At 68.9% G+C, this 14,939-nt stretch carries 13 protein-coding genes; 4 read left to right on the forward strand and 9 right to left on the reverse strand.

Annotated elements, in window-relative coordinates:
• Window positions 1–41 precede the first annotated feature (41 nt).
• The 8 genes from ACZ9YD_RS10500 to ACZ9YD_RS10535 form a co-directional block, all read right to left on the reverse strand.
• The gene (locus ACZ9YD_RS10500; protein ID WP_465075158.1) at window positions 42–491 is read right to left on the reverse strand and encodes a hotdog family protein; all 450 of its coding nucleotides are present in this window, start codon (window positions 489–491) and stop codon (window positions 42–44) included.
• On the reverse strand, window positions 488–2,791 hold the full coding sequence (locus ACZ9YD_RS10505; protein WP_465075532.1) for an MMPL family transporter: 2,304 nt from the start codon (window positions 2,789–2,791) through the stop codon (window positions 488–490). Before ACZ9YD_RS10505 ends, ACZ9YD_RS10500 begins: the two co-directional genes overlap by 4 nt.
• Before the next feature lie 98 nt (window positions 2,792–2,889).
• Window positions 2,890–3,618, reverse strand: a complete 729-nt coding sequence (locus ACZ9YD_RS10510; RefSeq protein ID WP_465075159.1) for a LolA-related protein — start codon at window positions 3,616–3,618, stop codon at window positions 2,890–2,892.
• Complete coding sequence (locus ACZ9YD_RS10515; protein WP_465075160.1) at window positions 3,521–4,516, reverse strand: LpxL/LpxP family acyltransferase; 996 nt, start codon at window positions 4,514–4,516, stop codon at window positions 3,521–3,523. The genes ACZ9YD_RS10510 and ACZ9YD_RS10515 overlap by 98 nt, the downstream gene beginning before the upstream one ends.
• On the reverse strand, window positions 4,513–4,827 hold the full coding sequence (locus ACZ9YD_RS10520) for an ApeI family dehydratase (protein ID WP_465075161.1): 315 nt from the start codon (window positions 4,825–4,827) through the stop codon (window positions 4,513–4,515). Before ACZ9YD_RS10520 ends, ACZ9YD_RS10515 begins: the two co-directional genes overlap by 4 nt.
• Window positions 4,828–4,830: 3 nt before the next feature.
• Window positions 4,831–5,601 carry a lysophospholipid acyltransferase family protein gene (locus tag ACZ9YD_RS10525; protein ID WP_465075162.1) on the reverse strand — a complete coding sequence of 257 codons (771 nt, stop codon included), beginning with the start codon at window positions 5,599–5,601 and terminating at the stop codon, window positions 4,831–4,833.
• A 64-nt stretch (window positions 5,602–5,665) separates the two neighbouring features.
• Entirely contained in the window at window positions 5,666–6,352 is a 687-nt protein-coding gene (locus tag ACZ9YD_RS10530) for a COG4648 family protein (protein ID WP_465075163.1), read from the reverse strand.
• Window positions 6,349–6,618, reverse strand: a complete 270-nt coding sequence (locus tag ACZ9YD_RS10535) for a phosphopantetheine-binding protein (protein WP_159680767.1) — start codon at window positions 6,616–6,618, stop codon at window positions 6,349–6,351. Before ACZ9YD_RS10535 ends, ACZ9YD_RS10530 begins: the two co-directional genes overlap by 4 nt.
• 126 nt (window positions 6,619–6,744) lie before the next feature.
• Between ACZ9YD_RS10535 and ACZ9YD_RS10540 the strand changes: the two genes are divergently transcribed.
• From ACZ9YD_RS10540 to hemB, 3 genes are all read left to right on the forward strand, one after another.
• Complete coding sequence (locus ACZ9YD_RS10540; protein ID WP_465075164.1) at window positions 6,745–8,109, forward strand: NAD(P)/FAD-dependent oxidoreductase; 1,365 nt, start codon at window positions 6,745–6,747, stop codon at window positions 8,107–8,109.
• Entirely contained in the window at window positions 8,106–9,137 is a 1,032-nt protein-coding gene (locus tag ACZ9YD_RS10545) for a chorismate transformation FkbO/Hyg5 family protein (RefSeq protein WP_465075165.1), read from the forward strand. The genes ACZ9YD_RS10540 and ACZ9YD_RS10545 overlap by 4 nt, the downstream gene beginning before the upstream one ends.
• Before the next feature lie 107 nt (window positions 9,138–9,244).
• Window positions 9,245–10,234, forward strand: coding sequence for a porphobilinogen synthase (gene hemB / locus ACZ9YD_RS10550; RefSeq protein WP_465075166.1), 990 nt, complete (start codon window positions 9,245–9,247; stop codon window positions 10,232–10,234).
• Between the two features lie 211 nt (window positions 10,235–10,445).
• Here hemB and ACZ9YD_RS10555 read toward each other — a convergent pair whose 3' ends face one another.
• Window positions 10,446–13,808 carry a S8 family serine peptidase gene (locus tag ACZ9YD_RS10555; protein ID WP_465075167.1) on the reverse strand — a complete coding sequence of 1,121 codons (3,363 nt, stop codon included), beginning with the start codon at window positions 13,806–13,808 and terminating at the stop codon, window positions 10,446–10,448.
• Window positions 13,809–14,092: 284 nt separating this feature from the next.
• On the opposite strand from ACZ9YD_RS10555, the gene aroE reads away from it, so the two are divergent.
• Window positions 14,093–14,938, forward strand: coding sequence for a shikimate dehydrogenase (gene aroE / locus ACZ9YD_RS10560; protein ID WP_465075168.1), 846 nt, complete (start codon window positions 14,093–14,095; stop codon window positions 14,936–14,938).
• The last annotated feature ends 1 nt before the right edge of the window (window position 14,939 follow it).

Here is a 14,939-nt window from a genome sequence, read left to right on the forward strand (position 1 = left end):
ATGATTTCGCCGCCTGTCCACAGACAACGGGAAGCCTCAGCTCACGCAGCGTCCCGCGCCGGCCCGAGCATCACGGCCGCGCGCCCTTCGGCGAGCAGGACGCCATCGCACTGGATGCGGAACGCGTACTGCTGGCTGTCGCCGGCCTCGACCAGCACCTCGGCGATGCATTCGAGATCACCGGCGAGATCGTCGATGCGCGCTGCATGCAATTGCACCCCGCGCAATGCGACCAGCATGCCAGGGCGTACCGACGAGCCGCTCTCGCGTGCACGCAGACCGCCGTGCACCGCCATCGCCTGCGCGCCGTATTCGCACAGATGCAACGCGCGCAGCTGCTCGTCGCTGCGCAACGGGTTGGCCGGATCGCGATGGCTGGCGCTGCGCAGGGTCACGCTGGCGTCGTCCCAAGCCGTGACCGCATCCCACAGGCACATCGCGCCCTGGTGCGGAATCAACGACAGGATGGTGTCGCGATCGACGTGGTTCATGCCACCGGCTCCGGTTCGGTGCGTGCCGCGTCGATCGCTGCGCGTTGGCGCGCGACCAGCAGCGACAGTACGAAATTGAAGACCACGCCGAGCGCGACCGTGCTGCCGATCGCGCGCAGCACCGGAATCGACGACAGCGCGAGCAGGCTGAAGACCAGCAGCGTCATCAGGCTGCAGACGAGGATCGCGTGCAGCGTGCGGATCTGATCCTGGCGGTCGTCGCCGGCGTGTTCGAAGAACAGCGCGTAATCGAGTCCGAGACCGGCGGCGAGGATCAGCGCGACGAGATGGAACAGCGTCAGTTCGACGCCCGCCAGTCGCAGCACCGCAACGACGACCAGCAAGGTCAGCAGCGTCGGCAGCAGCACGCGCCAGACCCGGCGCGGACTGCGCAGCGCGATCCACACGGTGCCGATGAGCAGCACCAGCGCGACCGCCATCGCCGCGAGCACGCGACCGCGGTATTCGATGACCAGCGATTCGGACGCATCCTTCATGTCGAGCAGGCGCACGTCGACGCCGGGCGCACCCGCCTGCGACGCGAGCGCGATGACGTCGGCCGGATCGTCGAGGCCGCTGAGCGACACCAGTGCGGTCGATCGGCCTTCGCTTTCGAGCAGCAGGCCGGACACCGCGGTCGCCAGCGGCGAGCCTTCGAGATCGGCACGCGTCAACGGCTGGGCAGCCTTGGCGCGCGCGACGTCTTCGACGAACGGTTCGAACGCGTCGTCGTTGAACGCGGAGTCCGTCAACGCGTCGGCGAGCATCGCGCGCAGCGCGGTGCTGTCGGGCAGCGCGGCCTGGCGCGCGCGTTGCGTGTCGGCGCCGGGCAGATACCGCGCGGCCATGTCGTAACCGTCGAGGTGACCGTCGGCGACCAGCGCATCGAGCGCGGGCTGCAGCGCGGCGGTCGCACCGAGCGCTGCATCGCTGTCGGCCGACTGCGCGACCAGCACGTAGCGCACGTCGGGCGCCCCGAGTTCGGCACGCAGTTCGGTATCGCGCTGCATCGAATCGGGATCGACCGGGGTCAGCTTCGACAGATCGTTCTGCCAGAACGCGCCGGGACTGAAACTGATCGCGGCAACGGCGGCGAGCGCCAGCACGGCCAGCGACCACTTCGGTCGCGGCAGCGATTCGATCCGGTGCCACAGGCGCTGCAGACGCGGCGATTCGGCGAGATCCGGTGGCGACGGATCGACCAGACCCGGCAGCAGATAGCGGGTGGTCAGCGCGGCGACACCGAGGGCTGCGATCGTGAACACCGCGAGCTGGCGCAGGCCGTCGACGCCCGAGAACAGGAACGTCGCGTAGGCGATACAGGTCGCGACGACGCCGGTCGACAACGCCGGCCACAGTCCGCGCACGTTCTTCCACGGCGACAGGCCGGCGCGCTGGTGACTGAAGAAGTGGATCGGATAGTCCTGCACCACGCCGATCAAGGTGAAGCCGAACGCGATGGTGATGCCGTGCACGCCGCCCGGAAACAGCAGCGCCACGGCAGTGAGTCCCGCGATACCCGCACTCGCGAGGGGCAGCACGCCCAGCAGCGGCATCTTCCAGCTGCGGTAGGCGACGAGCAGCAGCAGGATCAGGCCGATGGTGTCGACCATGCCGATGCGTTGCGCTTCGCCCTGCGTGCGACCGCCGATATCGACCGAGAACGCGCCCGGGCCGACGACTTCGAGCGTCGCATCGCCCTCGCCCACCTGCTGCGCGAAGGTGTCGCGGATCGTGCCGACGGCATCGAGCTGGCCGGTCGGATCGAAACCCGCCGCGCGCGTTTCCACCAGCAGCAGCGCCTGCGTGCCCGCCTGGTCGAACCACACGTCATGCAGTCGCTGCGGCGCGCCCGCGGGCTGCCAGGCTTCAGCGAGCGCGAGCACTTCCAGCGTGGGGTCGGACGGAATCAGCGGTTCCACCATGCCGGCGGCGGGCGAGCCGAGATCCTGCAGACGCGCGTCGAGCGCATCGCGAAGCGTGTCGGCATCGAGCGGCGCGGCGTCGAAGGACGATGTCAGCAGATAGCGGTAGGGCAGCAGATCCTGCGGAAACGCATCGAGTCCGGCTTCGCCGCCGTTGGTGACCAACGTGTAGCGCGGATCGCCGGCCAGTGCGTCATGCAGCTCGCGCGAACGTTCGGCGAGTCCTTCGGGTGTGTCGCCGGAGATCGCCAGCATCAGCAGACGCGAACCGGGCCCGTCGCCAAGTTCCTCCATCAGCAGGCGCTGCTCGGGCGTGCGCGCGTCCGGCAGGAAGCGGCGCAAGTCGCCGCTGAATTCCAGTTTCGCCGATGCCATCCAGCCCAGCGCGAGCAGCGCCAGCAGCCACGCGACGGCCAGCGTCAGCCGCAGCCCAGGACGCTGCAGCAGCGTGTCGCGGAATCCGCGGCGCCCGCTCAACGCGGAACGTCGTGGCACAGCCGCCGCGCGGCTTCGAGCGAATCCACGTTGGCCGCGGCGGTGGCGGCGCTGCCGAGCAAGGTCGGCTGCGCATCGCCCTGCTTCGGTCGCGTCTCGATGCAGCGCAGTTCCGCATCACGACCGCGCAGCACGATGCCGGTGACCCGGGCGGCGACGCGTGGATCGCGCGGCGTCAGGGTCAAGGTCCAGTCGGCCGGCACACCGTCGGCTTCGAGCGCGTAGACCGTTTCCAGCGCCTTGCGGTCACCGGCGAGCAGCGCGCCGAAGCTGCCCTGCAGCGCGGCGAGTTCGGGCACGCGCGACAGCGAGAATGTGCGCGGGTTGCGGCCCTCGCGGGCGATCGTCGCTTCACCGCCACGGATCGTCGTGGTCTCGACGTAGGGGGCGCGCACTTCGCGTACCAGCGTGTCGGTGTCGGGGCGGCGGTATTCGCCCGACAGCAGCAGCGGCCGCTTGAGCATCGAGGAGACACGCAGCTCGACGAACGGCGTGGCGCTCGCGCCGTGCTGGGTCAGGCGCTGCAGGATCCAGTCGGCATCGACACTGCGACCGGTCGCGGTGACCGGTGCGGGCACGCGGTCGCGTGACTGGTTCGCGCGCGGCGTCTCAGCGGTCTGCGCTGCGGCCCATGTCGGCACTGCGAGCAGCATCGCCAGCAGCAGGCGGATTGCCGGCCGCGGGCGAAAGGTCGTCGCGCTTGTCATCGGCGCCTGTCCAGAAGTCATAGAAATTGAACCAGTTGTAGGGGGCACTGCGCGCGTGATGTTCCAGCCGCGCGGCGTAACGGTGGATGAGCGCGGTCACACCGGCCTGCCGTTCGCGGCGCGGCAGGTCGATGCCATCGCTGAAGGATTCGAACAGCAGGTCATAGCGATTGCCGCCACGGTACAGGCCGAAGGCCAGCATCACCGGCGCCTTGAGCACGGAGGCCAGCAGCCATGGCGCGACCGGGAACGGCGCCGGGGCGCCGAGGAACGGCACCGGCATCGTCGCGCCGCCTTCCTGGCTGCGATCGACCAGCAGCGCGACCATGGCGCCCTGCGCCAGCCCTTCCTGGATCGCCAGCGCGACCGCGGGTCCGCTCTCGCCTGCATCGATCACCGTCGCCGCGACTGCAGGGTTCAGCGCTTCCAGCAGCTCGGTCATCGCCTGGCCGTGTGCACGGTCGAGCACCACGCGGATCTTGTATTCGGGCCGCTGGGTGGCGAGCACGCGCAGCACTTCGAAACTGCCCAGGTGCGAGCCGAACAGCAGCACGCCCTGGCCGGCGTCGAGATGCCCGTGCAGCACCTCGAGTCCCTGCGTGTGCACGTCGAAACGGCGGGTGTTCTCGCTGAGCAGAAACAGCCGGTCGAGGATGGTCGCGGCGAAGGTGCGGAAATGCCGCGCGACCTCGCGCAGCGTCGCCGGACGGCCGAACATCCGCGCCAGATACCGGCGCGAATCGCGACGCTCGGGGCCGCGGCGGAGCATGAAATACAGCGCGATCGGATGCAGCAACGCGCGCGCTGGCGCGCGTCCGAAGTTCGATGCGAACACCAGCAACGTGCGCAACGCGAGCCGCCCGCCGCCCTCGCGGCGCGCCTTCCACGCGCTGGTCATGCCAGCGCGGGACCGTCGGCGACGAGTTCGCCGCTGGCGAGCAGCACGCTCGCGCGTTCCACCCGGAAGCGCCACCGCGATACGCCGTCGCGGCTGGCGTCCTCGAGTGCGATCTCGGCCCGCTCGCCCGGCAGCAGCGGCTGCACGAACTTCACCTGCGGCAGCCGCAATGCGCCCTGCGGGCCGTGCGCGGCTTCGACTGCCGCGACCACGCGATCGAGGATCACCACGCCCGGCACCAGTGGCTGACCCGGAAAGTGTCCCGGCAGGCAGGGATGCGTGGCATCGATGACGAACGTATGCGACGCCATCGCTCAGCGCCTGCCGAGCATCGCAGCCACGGCGTCCTGCGCTTCGCGCGCGACCGCCTGGCGACCGGTGGCGCCGACACGGCCTTCGACACGGATCGGCGTGCCCACGGTGGCGCGCATCGGACCGCGGCAGGTGCGGAAGAACCCGGTCGGCGGCAGCACCTTGCCGGTGCCGTGCAGCGCGATCGGCAACACGTCGACACCGGCATCGATCGCGGCCTGGAACGAACCCGACTTGAACTCGCCCATTCGGCCGTCACGTGATCGCGTGCCTTCGGGGAACAGGCACAGCGAATGGCCCGCGTCCAGCAATCCGGCGACCTGGCGCCGCAGCAGCGGGCCGGCGCGGCGGTCTTCGCGACTGATGAAGAGCATGCCGGTGGCGCGCGCGTAGGTACACAGGAGCGGCACGCGGCACATTTCCTGTTTCAGCAGAAAGCGCAGCGGTACCGGCACGGCCATGAACAGCACGCAGATGTCGAGCAGGGATTCGTGGTTGGCCACCACCAGATACGGGCGGTTCCAGTCGATCGCATCCGCGCCTTCGACAGTCAATCCACCGGCGGGACGGACCAGACCCGGCGCCCAGTGCGTACGCGCCATGTCCAGCGCCAGCTCACGCCGGCCCGTCACCGCCTGGCGGATCAGCGACACGCTGATCCAGCCCGCCGTCCATAGCAGGGTGTACAGGCACTCCAGGACGTTGATCGCGCGTGCGGACAAGGCCGCGAACGCCACGGCCCCGGGTGCGGCACGGGTCTGTCGGTATTCCATGAGTCGATAGGATATCCCGTGTGACAGCTGCGCATCGCGCGAAATGCGTTCAGCGAATACCGCGTCAGCGCAGGAGATCGCGCCAGAACATCGGGCCCAGACCGGCCAGCTTGCGCAGGAAATCGAAGAATCCGCTGTAGCGGCCCGGGAAGCGCCGCTTGCGGAACGCGAATTCGATGACGAAGAAACCGCCGATCACGCTGTAGTTCAGCAGGTTCGCCCACAGCGACCACTGCTCCTGGGTGATCGGCCACGGCGATGCCACGCCGATGCTTTCCAGCAGCCCAGCAGGGCTGGCAATCAGCGCGAGCAGCAGGTTTGCGCCGGCCATCAGCAGCAGCACACCCGCCCATGCGGCGGTCAGATTGCGCGTGTAGCGGCGCAGATCCGGGCCCAGTGCTTCGGGACCATCGCCACCTTCGATGCCCAGCACGATGCGGGTGATCAGCGGCACCGAGCCGGCGCGCAGCGTGCGTGCGAACAGCCAGGCGATCGCGACCACGAACACCACCGGCACCAGCAACAGCGGCAGCGCAGCGTGCCCGGCGGCGTACAGCGCCCACGCGCCCCAGGCCAGCAGCGGCGTGGCGATGAACGCCCACGGGCGACGCGCCAGCAGCGGCTCGATGACCACCATCGCGATCAGCAACACCAGCGCGCCCAGCGCGAGGCCGTCGTGGTGCCAGCGGCTGGCGAGATGCGCCAGGGCCGTATACCCCAGCCCCAGCAGCAATTGCAGCAGCAGGATCAAGTGGTGCGGTGCTGCTCGATGTGCGCAGACAACGCGCGCAGCGAGGCGAAGATCTGCCGGTTCTCGTCGTTGTCCGAACGCAGCTGGAAGCCGTAGCGCTTGCTGACCGCCAGCGCGAGTTCGAGCGCGTCGATCGAATCCAGACCCAGGCCAGCGTTGAACAACGGCGCCTCGGGATCGATGTCGGCCGCCTGGACGTCCTCCAGGTTCAGGCTCTCGACCAGCAGGTCGGCGAGCGCGCGTTCGGCTTCGGTTTGGGCGGACATCGGGACTTCCGTGGGTTGGCAGGGCTGCCACGATCCGGCATCGGACCGGCGCGTGCAAGCACTCCGGGCCGCCGTGAGGGCTTCCCGTTATGATGCGCGACCGCCCGAACCACCCCCAGATTCAGGATGAACCCGATCGCGACCGCCGTTGCCACTTCCGAGTCCGCCCGGCTCGACGTCGACGTCCTGGTCATCGGGGGCGGCCCGGCCGGCACCACCGCGGCCACGACGCTCGCGCGCCGCGGCTGGAAGGTGCTGCTGCTGGAAAAGGACGTGCACCCGCGTTTCCACATCGGCGAATCGCTGCTGCCGATGAACCTGCCGATCCTCGAACGCCTCGGCGTGCTGGAGCAGGTGCGCGAGATCGGCACACTCAAGCTCGGCGCCGATTTCCCGGTGCACGATGGGCACGACACCACCCACGTGTTCCGCTTCGATCGCGCGCTCGATCCGAAGTTCGGCTATGCCTTCCAGGTACGCCGCTCGGAGTTCGACGCATTGCTGTTCGACAACGCGCGCGCCAACGGCGTCGATGCGCGCATGCGGGTCAAGGTCGAATCGTTGGTCCACGATGCCGACGGACGCCCCACGGGCGCGGTCGCGCGCGATGCCGAAGGTGGCCGGCTGGATGTGTCGATGCGCTATCTCGTCGATGCCAGCGGACGCGACACGTTCCTGGGCAGCAAGCTCAAGCTCAAGCGCAAGAGCACGAAGCACCAGTCGGCGGCGATCTTCAGTCACTTCCGCGGTGTGCAGCGCCGCGAGGGAGACGACGCCGGCAACATCACCATCGACCGTTTCGAACACGGCTGGTACTGGCTGATTCCGTTGGGCGACGACGTCATGAGCGTCGGCGCGGTGTGTTTCCCCGAATACCTCAAGCAGCGCCAGGGCCTCGACAACGCGGCGTTCCTGATGCGCACGTTGCTGGGCACGCCGTCGGTGGCGACGCGCATGGCTGATGCCGAGCGCGTTGCGCCGGTGCACGCGACCGGCAACTACTCCTACGCGTGCAAGCGCATGACAGGACCGGGCTGGGTCATGGCCGGCGACGCGTATGCGTTCATCGACCCGGTGTTCTCGTCGGGCGTGTATCTGGGCATGAACAGTGCCGAGCACGCAGCCGATGTCGTCGACGGTGCGCTGCGCGATCCGTCCACGGAACGTGCGCTGCAGCGGGCGATGGACAAGCGTCTGCGCCGTGGCCTGCGTCATTTCAGCTGGTTCATCCACCGCTTCACGACGCCGGTGATGCAGCGTCTGTTCGCCGCGCCGCGCAACGACTGGCAGCTTGAGCAGGCGGTGATCTCGATGCTCGCCGGCGATGTGTTCGATAATCCCGCGGTGTTGCGCCGCCTGCGGCTGTTCCGCCTGATCTATGCGGTGAACGCGATCGCGATCGCGCCCGCTGCGTTGCGCGGCTGGTTCGCGCGTCGCCGCCAGGTCCGCGAACAGTTCCGCGGCGACACCCTGCACGAGGGCAATCCATGAGCCGACCCGCACCGATGCACCCACAACCGTCACCGCGTCTGCGCGTCGATTACGTCGACGACACCGCGCCGGCCGATCTGCTCGCACAATCCGATGTGCTGGCCGTGTTCGGTTTCGGCGATGCCGCGCCCGTCATCGACGATCCGCGCTGGCTGCGCGTGCCGCTGCAGCCCTACGGCGCGGCGCCGCTGGAAGTCTGGCGCGGCCGCGCGCCGGTGCATTCGGGCCGCGATGGCGAGATCGCCTGGTCGACCGACGGACATCTGATGTTCGGCGCGATCGAAGTCGACGAGCCCGAAGGCCACACCGGCGAAGGCGACCACAGCGGCATCCTGCTGGCCGCCGAACACGCGTATCGCGAACTCACGCGCTTTATCGGCGACAGCGAATTTCCGCACCTGCTGCGCATCTGGAATTACCTCGACGCGATCACCCACGGCGACGGCGACACCGAACGCTACCGCCAGTTCTGCGTGGGCCGCGCGCGCGGTCTCGGTACGTTCGATCCCTCGCAGCTGCCAGCGGCCACGGCGATCGGCCGCTGCGACGACGCGCGCACGATCCAGGTCTACTGGCTCGCCGCGCGCGTGCCGGGCATTCCGGTCGAGAACCCGCGCCAGGTCAGCGCGTACCAGTATCCGCGCCAGTACGGCCCGCAGGCGCCGAGCTTCGCCCGCGCAATGCTGCCGCCGGCCGGCAGCGCGATTCCGCTGATGCTCTCGGGCACGGCCAGCGTCGTCGGCCACGCCTCGCAGCACGAAGGCGAACTGCTGGCCCAGCTCGACGAGACCTTCGCGAATTTCGATGCGCTGATCGCGTCGGCGCGCACGCACCGCCCCGAGCTGCCTACCGGGTTCGGCCCCGGCTCGCGGCTGAAAATCTATGTGCGCGATGCCGCCGACCTGCAGGCCGTCTCCGATGCCTTCGATGCGCGTTTCGGCGACCGCCTGCCGCGTGTGGTGCTGCATGCGGCGATCTGCCGCCGCGAGCTGGCGCTGGAAATCGACGGCGTCCACGACGCCGGCTGATCCGGCGACGCGTCGCGTCGCGCCCCGAGCGCCAGCGGGCCAGCCCCGTTTGCGCTGCGACCCGGCGTCGCAGGCCGTCCGCCGGGCGCACGCGTAGAATCCGCGCCATGACCCGACTCGATACCCGCATGCGGCGGATGCGCCGCGACGACTTCTCGCGCCGGCTGATGCGCGAATCCACGCTGACCGCCGACGACCTGATCTATCCGGTCTTCGTGCATGAAGCCGACGGCCGTGTCGCAATTCCGTCGATGCCGGGCGTCGAGCGCCTGTCGATCGAAGCACTCCTGCACGTCGCCGAGACCGCGAGCGAACTGCGCATTCCGGCGCTCGCGCTGTTCCCGGTCACCGCGCCCGAGGCCAAGTCGCTCGACGCGGTGGCGGCGTGGGACGACAACGGCCTCTGCCAACGCGCGATCCGCGCGCTGAAGTCGCGCTTCCCGGAACTCGGCGTCATCACCGATGTCGCGCTCGATCCCTACACCTCGCACGGCCAGGACGGCATCACCGATGCCGGCGGCTACGTGGTCAACGACATCACCGTGGATGCGCTCGTGCAGCAGGCGCTGTCGCATGCCCGCGCCGGCGCCGACGTGGTCGCGCCCAGCGACATGATGGACGGCCGCATCGGCGCGATCCGCGACGCGCTCGAGGCCGACGGCCATGTGCACACGCGCATCCTCAGCTACGCGGCCAAGTACGCCAGTGCGTTCTACGGGCCGTTCCGCGATGCGGTGGGTTCGTCCGGCGCGCTCGGCAAGGCCGACAAGTCGACCTACCAGATGGACCCGGGCAATTCGGACGAGGCGATGCGCGAGATCGCGCAGGATCTCGACGAAGGCGCCGACATGGTCATGGTCAAACCGGGCATGCCGTATCTCGACATCGTGCGCCGCGCCAAGGACGAGTTCGGCGTCCCGGTGTTCGCCTACCAGGTCAGCGGCGAGTACGCGATGCTGAAAGCGGCCGCCGCGAACGGTTGGCTCGACGAGCGCAAGTGCGCGCTCGAAGCCCTGCTGGGTTTCAAGCGGGCCGGCGCCGACGGCGTGCTGACGTACTTCGCGCTCGATGCCGCGCGCTGGCTGCGCGAGGACTGAGCCGCACCCGCGCGACGCCGCCCGTGAATGAAAAACGCCCGGCATCGCCGGGCGTTCTGTTGTGTGTGCCCGCTTGATGACCGGACACGCGGTATCGAACGCCGCGCGCGACGACCGCACCCACGACGCGCGACATCTCGTCCCGGTTGAAGATCTTCAAAGAAAACGCCCGGGCAAGCCCGGGCGTTCTCGTGACGCTTGAAGCGATCGATCAGTTGACCGTCAGCACCACCGGAGCGGCTGCCTTCGGCGTCGCCGGATCGTTGCTGCTCACGCACAGGTGGCCGACATGGCGACCCGCGCCCAGACCGGCCGCGTTGACCGCCAGACGGTTGGCCTGGCTCGCGCCCGCCTGCACCGTGCCCGAGGCCGGCGTGACCGCACCGAGCCACGGCGCGCCACAGGTGACTTCCCCCACGATGCGCAGGGACAGGCCACCGAACGAATTGTTCGGCGTCCAGGCGGTGGCCGTGGTGGCATTGGTGGCGGACAGCGTCATGAAGCGGCTGTCGCCTTCAGCGGTTGCGAACCACGCCCAGCTCGTCGCGTAAGGACCACGTGCGTAGGTCACGAGCCAATAGCGACCCGCCGGCAGCACCACGTTCTGACCGGCCGCGGCCAGGTTCAGACCGTAGTTGGTGCCCGACACGCTGACACCGGCGCCGGTGAGGGCACTGGTGTACTGCCAGGCTGCCGCGCCCGGTGCCGTGATCGGATTACCTGCCGGCAGTCCGTTGACGTCCGGATAGATCGCCCAGCCCAGACTGGTGCTCGTCGAGGTTCCACCCACCGCGAAGCCTTCATTGAACAGCGCGGTGATGCGGGTCTCGGACTGCAGCACGAAGTCGTCCGCAGCGAACTGGGCGAGCGGCGCCCCCGCGTCGGTGCGGTGCACGCTGCGGAAGCCGTTGCTGACCGCGCCGCGGAGACGCTCGTCGACCTTGAGCGCACCGCTGCCGGTATTGGCCACCGTGTAGGTCAGCGGCGAGCCGCCCGTATTGCCGACCGAGCCAACGGCGGTGCCGCTGCGACCGGCCGCCAGTGCCAGCGTGATCGATTCCGGCAGCTTGACCACCGGCGCCTGGATCGCGACCGCGATCGGCAGCGTCAGCGGCGCGCGCTGCACACCCAGGATCGGACCGGTCGACTCCAGACGCATTTCGCCGAAGCTGAAGACGCCATTGGCTGCCTGTGCACGGGTGTTGACGGTGATGCGCACCGACGCCGTGCCACCGGCCGGCACCTTCAGTGTCGACGGCACTGCCGTCGCGTTGACGCCCGTGAAGCGGATGCGCCAGCTCGACGCACTGCCGTGCGGATTGCGGAACGTCCGCACGAAGCTGCAGCTCGAGTAGCAGTTGCGCTTGCCGAGGCTCGGCTGGTTGAGGGCCGACACATCACCACCCAGCGCCGGATCGGCCGCGAGGTAGTTCGCCTTGGTTTCGTGCATCACGAGGCCGGCGTTGATCGCCCGGTCGACCTGGATGCGGCCACTGCCCTTGTCGAACGGCGTGCCCAACGTGACCTGGTCTTCCTTGAACACTTCGGTCTTGGCGGTCAGCGCGAGGGCCGACTTGATCTCGGGCACCGACCACGTCGGACGCGCCTGGCGGATCAGGCCTGCAGCACCCGCCTGGTGCGGCGATGCCATCGAGGTGCCGTTGTAGAGATCGACCGCGTTTTCGAAGCCGGTGATCGTGGTGCCGGCGATGACGGCGAGGATGCTCACGCCGGGCGCAGTGACGTCCGGCTTGACCAGGTCGAACGTACCCGCCGGACCACGCGAGCTGAAGGCACCGAGGGCATCGGCGACATTCGGCAGCACCAGCGGCGGGTATTGCACGCCGGCGGTCGCAGTCGGATTGGCGGCGACGAAATCACGCAGCAGGTTGGCATCGGCCTGCGGCATGCCGAAGACCGGGATGGTGGCGCCCGGCACCGACGGGATGATGCCGCCCGCCGCGTTGTTGGCGATCACCACGGCGACCGCACCGGCGGCCTTGGCGAAATCGGCCTTGATGGTGAACGAGCAGGTACCGCGACGGACCACAGCGATCGCGCCCTGGAAGCTGTTGGCCGGGAAGGCTGCACAGCCGTCGTCGGCCGCGTCGATCCGGGCGCTGACGCGCAACGGGGTGGTGCCCGGAATCGTGGCGTTGAACGCGACGCCGCCGGTGCCTTCTTCCACCAGCACCGGGCGCAGCGGCTCGGGCACATTGCCGGGGCCGGTCACGTCGAGCGCGAGTGCGAAGGAACCGCGACCGTGCTGGGCAGCGGCTGTCGACGACACCCACGGCTCCAGGTGACCCATGGTGTTCGGGCCCGGGCCGCTGTTGCCGGCCGACGAGGCCACGAAGATGCCCGCATCGACGGCGTTGAGAAACGCCAGCGACACCGCTTCGCTCCACGGTGCCGCGCCGCCGCCGATCGAGTAATTCAGTACGTCGATGATGCCGTCGGCGATGGCCTGGTTGACGCCCGCGACAGCCGAGTTGTTCGGACACAGGCCTTGGCCGGTCGCGGTGTTGGTGTAGCAGATGTCGTAGGCGACGATGTTGCCGCGTGGCGCGACACCGGATATCCGGCGCGTATTGCCACGGAACAGGGCGTCACGGCGATTGCCGGCGACCGTGGAGGCCACATGGCTGCCGTGGCCGTTGGTGTCGCCGAAACCGGGCTCTTCGCGGATGTTCGGCAGGCCGCACTGGTTACCCGGCGCGCCGCAGACGAAGTTGTAGCCACCGATCAGCTTGTCGTTGCAACGACCGGCGTCGACCTGACCCGTCTGGCAGGTGCCGAGGTAGTTGCCGGCGCCCAGCGGATTGATGTGCTGGTAGCCGTCGATCGGATCGACCGCCGTGAACGACGGCGCACCGAAGTTGATGCCCGAATCGAGAATGCCGTAGACGATGCCCTCGCCCTGGAACTGGCCGGTCGCACCGGACCACGTGCCGGTCCACACGGCCTCGGAACCGATCAGCCGGGGACCGGTGTCGGTGTCGAGCACGTACTCGCGATAGGCCTCGACCAGCTGCACATCGGGCAACTGCTCGATGCGCGCCGCTTCGGCCGTGGTCAGCTCGACCACCACACCGTTGAGCGCGTGCTGCATGCGGTACTCGACATCGATCGGACGACCGACGCGCAACGCCATGGCGCCGACGAGATCGGACTGCCGGCCCTGCAGATAGTTGACGTAATTGCGTGCAGTCGCGCTCTTGACGTCGAGGCGCGACTTGCCGCGCGCATCGGTGCGTCGGGCGGGCGCCGCGAGGCCGCTGATCTCACCCTTGTAGCCGGCGAGCGCGGGCTCTTCGAAGACGACGATGTAGCGCTCGGGCGTGCCGGACGACAGTGCCGCCGGCGCTGCGGGCGTGGCCGCACGGCCGCCGGTGGCGGTCGCGACGGACGCATTGGACGACGTGGCGCCGAACAGCGAACCGACGCTCGCTTTGGCGGAATCGACCGCGTTCCCGATGACCGGGACACGGGACGGAAGTGCGGTACTCGCGACCGCGACGACGGCGAGGCCGAGCAGGGCCGAAGCCACCCCGACCTTTCGAATGCGTGACATGCGGATGTATCCCCTAGTGATGGAACCTGCCAGACCCAAACGACGATGCCGTCCGACTGCCGACTGCATCGACATCCTTCCTTCCGACGGCGGGCAAGCCCCCTGCCATACCACCCCATCAGCATGTGACGTTGTATACAACTTTTTGACCCACCGGGCATGTTTCTGCCATTTTTTCTGCAAGCCGAGCATCGGGTCGGGGCCTCGCATCGTGACGCTGGAATCGCGTCGCACGGCTAGACTGCGCCGACGCCAGCCCGGCGTGCCGCATCCAGAGGCTTTCCATGCCCCCTGCCCGTCTTGCCGTGTTCGGTCATCCCGTCGCGCATTCACTGTCGCCCCATATACATGCCGCGTTCGGCGCGCAGACCGGGATCGCGATCGACTACACGGCCATCGATACGGCGCCCGCAGCATTCGCCGATGCGCTGGCGGCGTTTGCTGCTTCCGGGGGCATCGGGGCGAACGTGACGCTGCCGTTGAAGGAGCTCGCGCATGGACTGGCATCGACGCGCAGCGAGCGGGCGACACGCGCGGGCGCGGTCAACACGCTGGTACGCCAAGGCGACGCCTGGCATGGCGACAACACCGACGGCGCGGGTCTCGTCCGCGATCTGACCGAACGCCACGGGCTCGACCTGCGTGGTCGTCGCACGCTGCTGGTCGGCGCGGGGGGCGCGGCACGCGGCGTCGCGCCGGCGCTGCTGGAAGCCGGCATCAGCGAACTCTATGTGGTCAATCGCACGGCATCGCGCACGGACGCACTCGCCGATGCACTCGGTGAGCCCGGACGCGTGCATCCGCGTTATCTCGAGCAGCTCGGCGAACTGGGTGAGTTCGAACTGATCGTCAATGCGACCTCGGCCGGACGCGGCGGCGCGATGCTGTCGTTGCCGCGCTCGCTGGTCGGCGTACGCACCGCAGCGGTCGACCTGAGCTATGCCGAAGCCTCGGTGCCGTTCCTGGCCTGGGCGCGTGCACACGGCTGCCGCGACACGATCGACGGCCTCGGCATGCTGGTCGAACAGGCGGCAGAGAGCTTCGCGCTGTGGCATGGCCTGCGGCCCGACACCTCAGCGGTGTTCGAATCCCTGCAGTCGCGGAACACGCTGCTGGTCAACGCGGACTGAG

This window comes from Luteimonas sp. AC640a, assembly GCF_979256585.1.

Bases quoted from the DNA above. Each gene is read 5' to 3' on its own strand.
- ACZ9YD_RS10545 (WP_465075165.1), top strand. From the start codon at position 8,106: ATGAGCCGACCCGCACCGATGCACCCACAACCGTCACCGCGTCTGCGC.
- ACZ9YD_RS10515 (WP_465075160.1), bottom strand. From the start codon at position 4,516: ATGACCAGCGCGTGGAAGGCGCGCCGCGAGGGCGGCGGGCGGCTCGCG.
- ACZ9YD_RS10510 (WP_465075159.1), bottom strand. From the start codon at position 3,618: ATGACAAGCGCGACGACCTTTCGCCCGCGGCCGGCAATCCGCCTGCTG.
- hemB (WP_465075166.1), top strand. From the start codon at position 9,245: ATGACCCGACTCGATACCCGCATGCGGCGGATGCGCCGCGACGACTTC.
- ACZ9YD_RS10525 (WP_465075162.1), bottom strand. From the start codon at position 5,601: ATGGAATACCGACAGACCCGTGCCGCACCCGGGGCCGTGGCGTTCGCG.
- ACZ9YD_RS10555 (WP_465075167.1), bottom strand. From the start codon at position 13,808: ATGTCACGCATTCGAAAGGTCGGGGTGGCTTCGGCCCTGCTCGGCCTC.
- ACZ9YD_RS10540 (WP_465075164.1), top strand. From the start codon at position 6,745: ATGAACCCGATCGCGACCGCCGTTGCCACTTCCGAGTCCGCCCGGCTC.
- ACZ9YD_RS10535 (WP_159680767.1), bottom strand. From the start codon at position 6,618: ATGTCCGCCCAAACCGAAGCCGAACGCGCGCTCGCCGACCTGCTGGTC.
- ACZ9YD_RS10505 (WP_465075532.1), bottom strand. From the start codon at position 2,791: ATGGCATCGGCGAAACTGGAATTCAGCGGCGACTTGCGCCGCTTCCTG.
- aroE (WP_465075168.1), top strand. From the start codon at position 14,093: ATGCCCCCTGCCCGTCTTGCCGTGTTCGGTCATCCCGTCGCGCATTCA.
- ACZ9YD_RS10500 (WP_465075158.1), bottom strand. From the start codon at position 491: ATGAACCACGTCGATCGCGACACCATCCTGTCGTTGATTCCGCACCAG.
- ACZ9YD_RS10520 (WP_465075161.1), bottom strand. From the start codon at position 4,827: ATGGCGTCGCATACGTTCGTCATCGATGCCACGCATCCCTGCCTGCCG.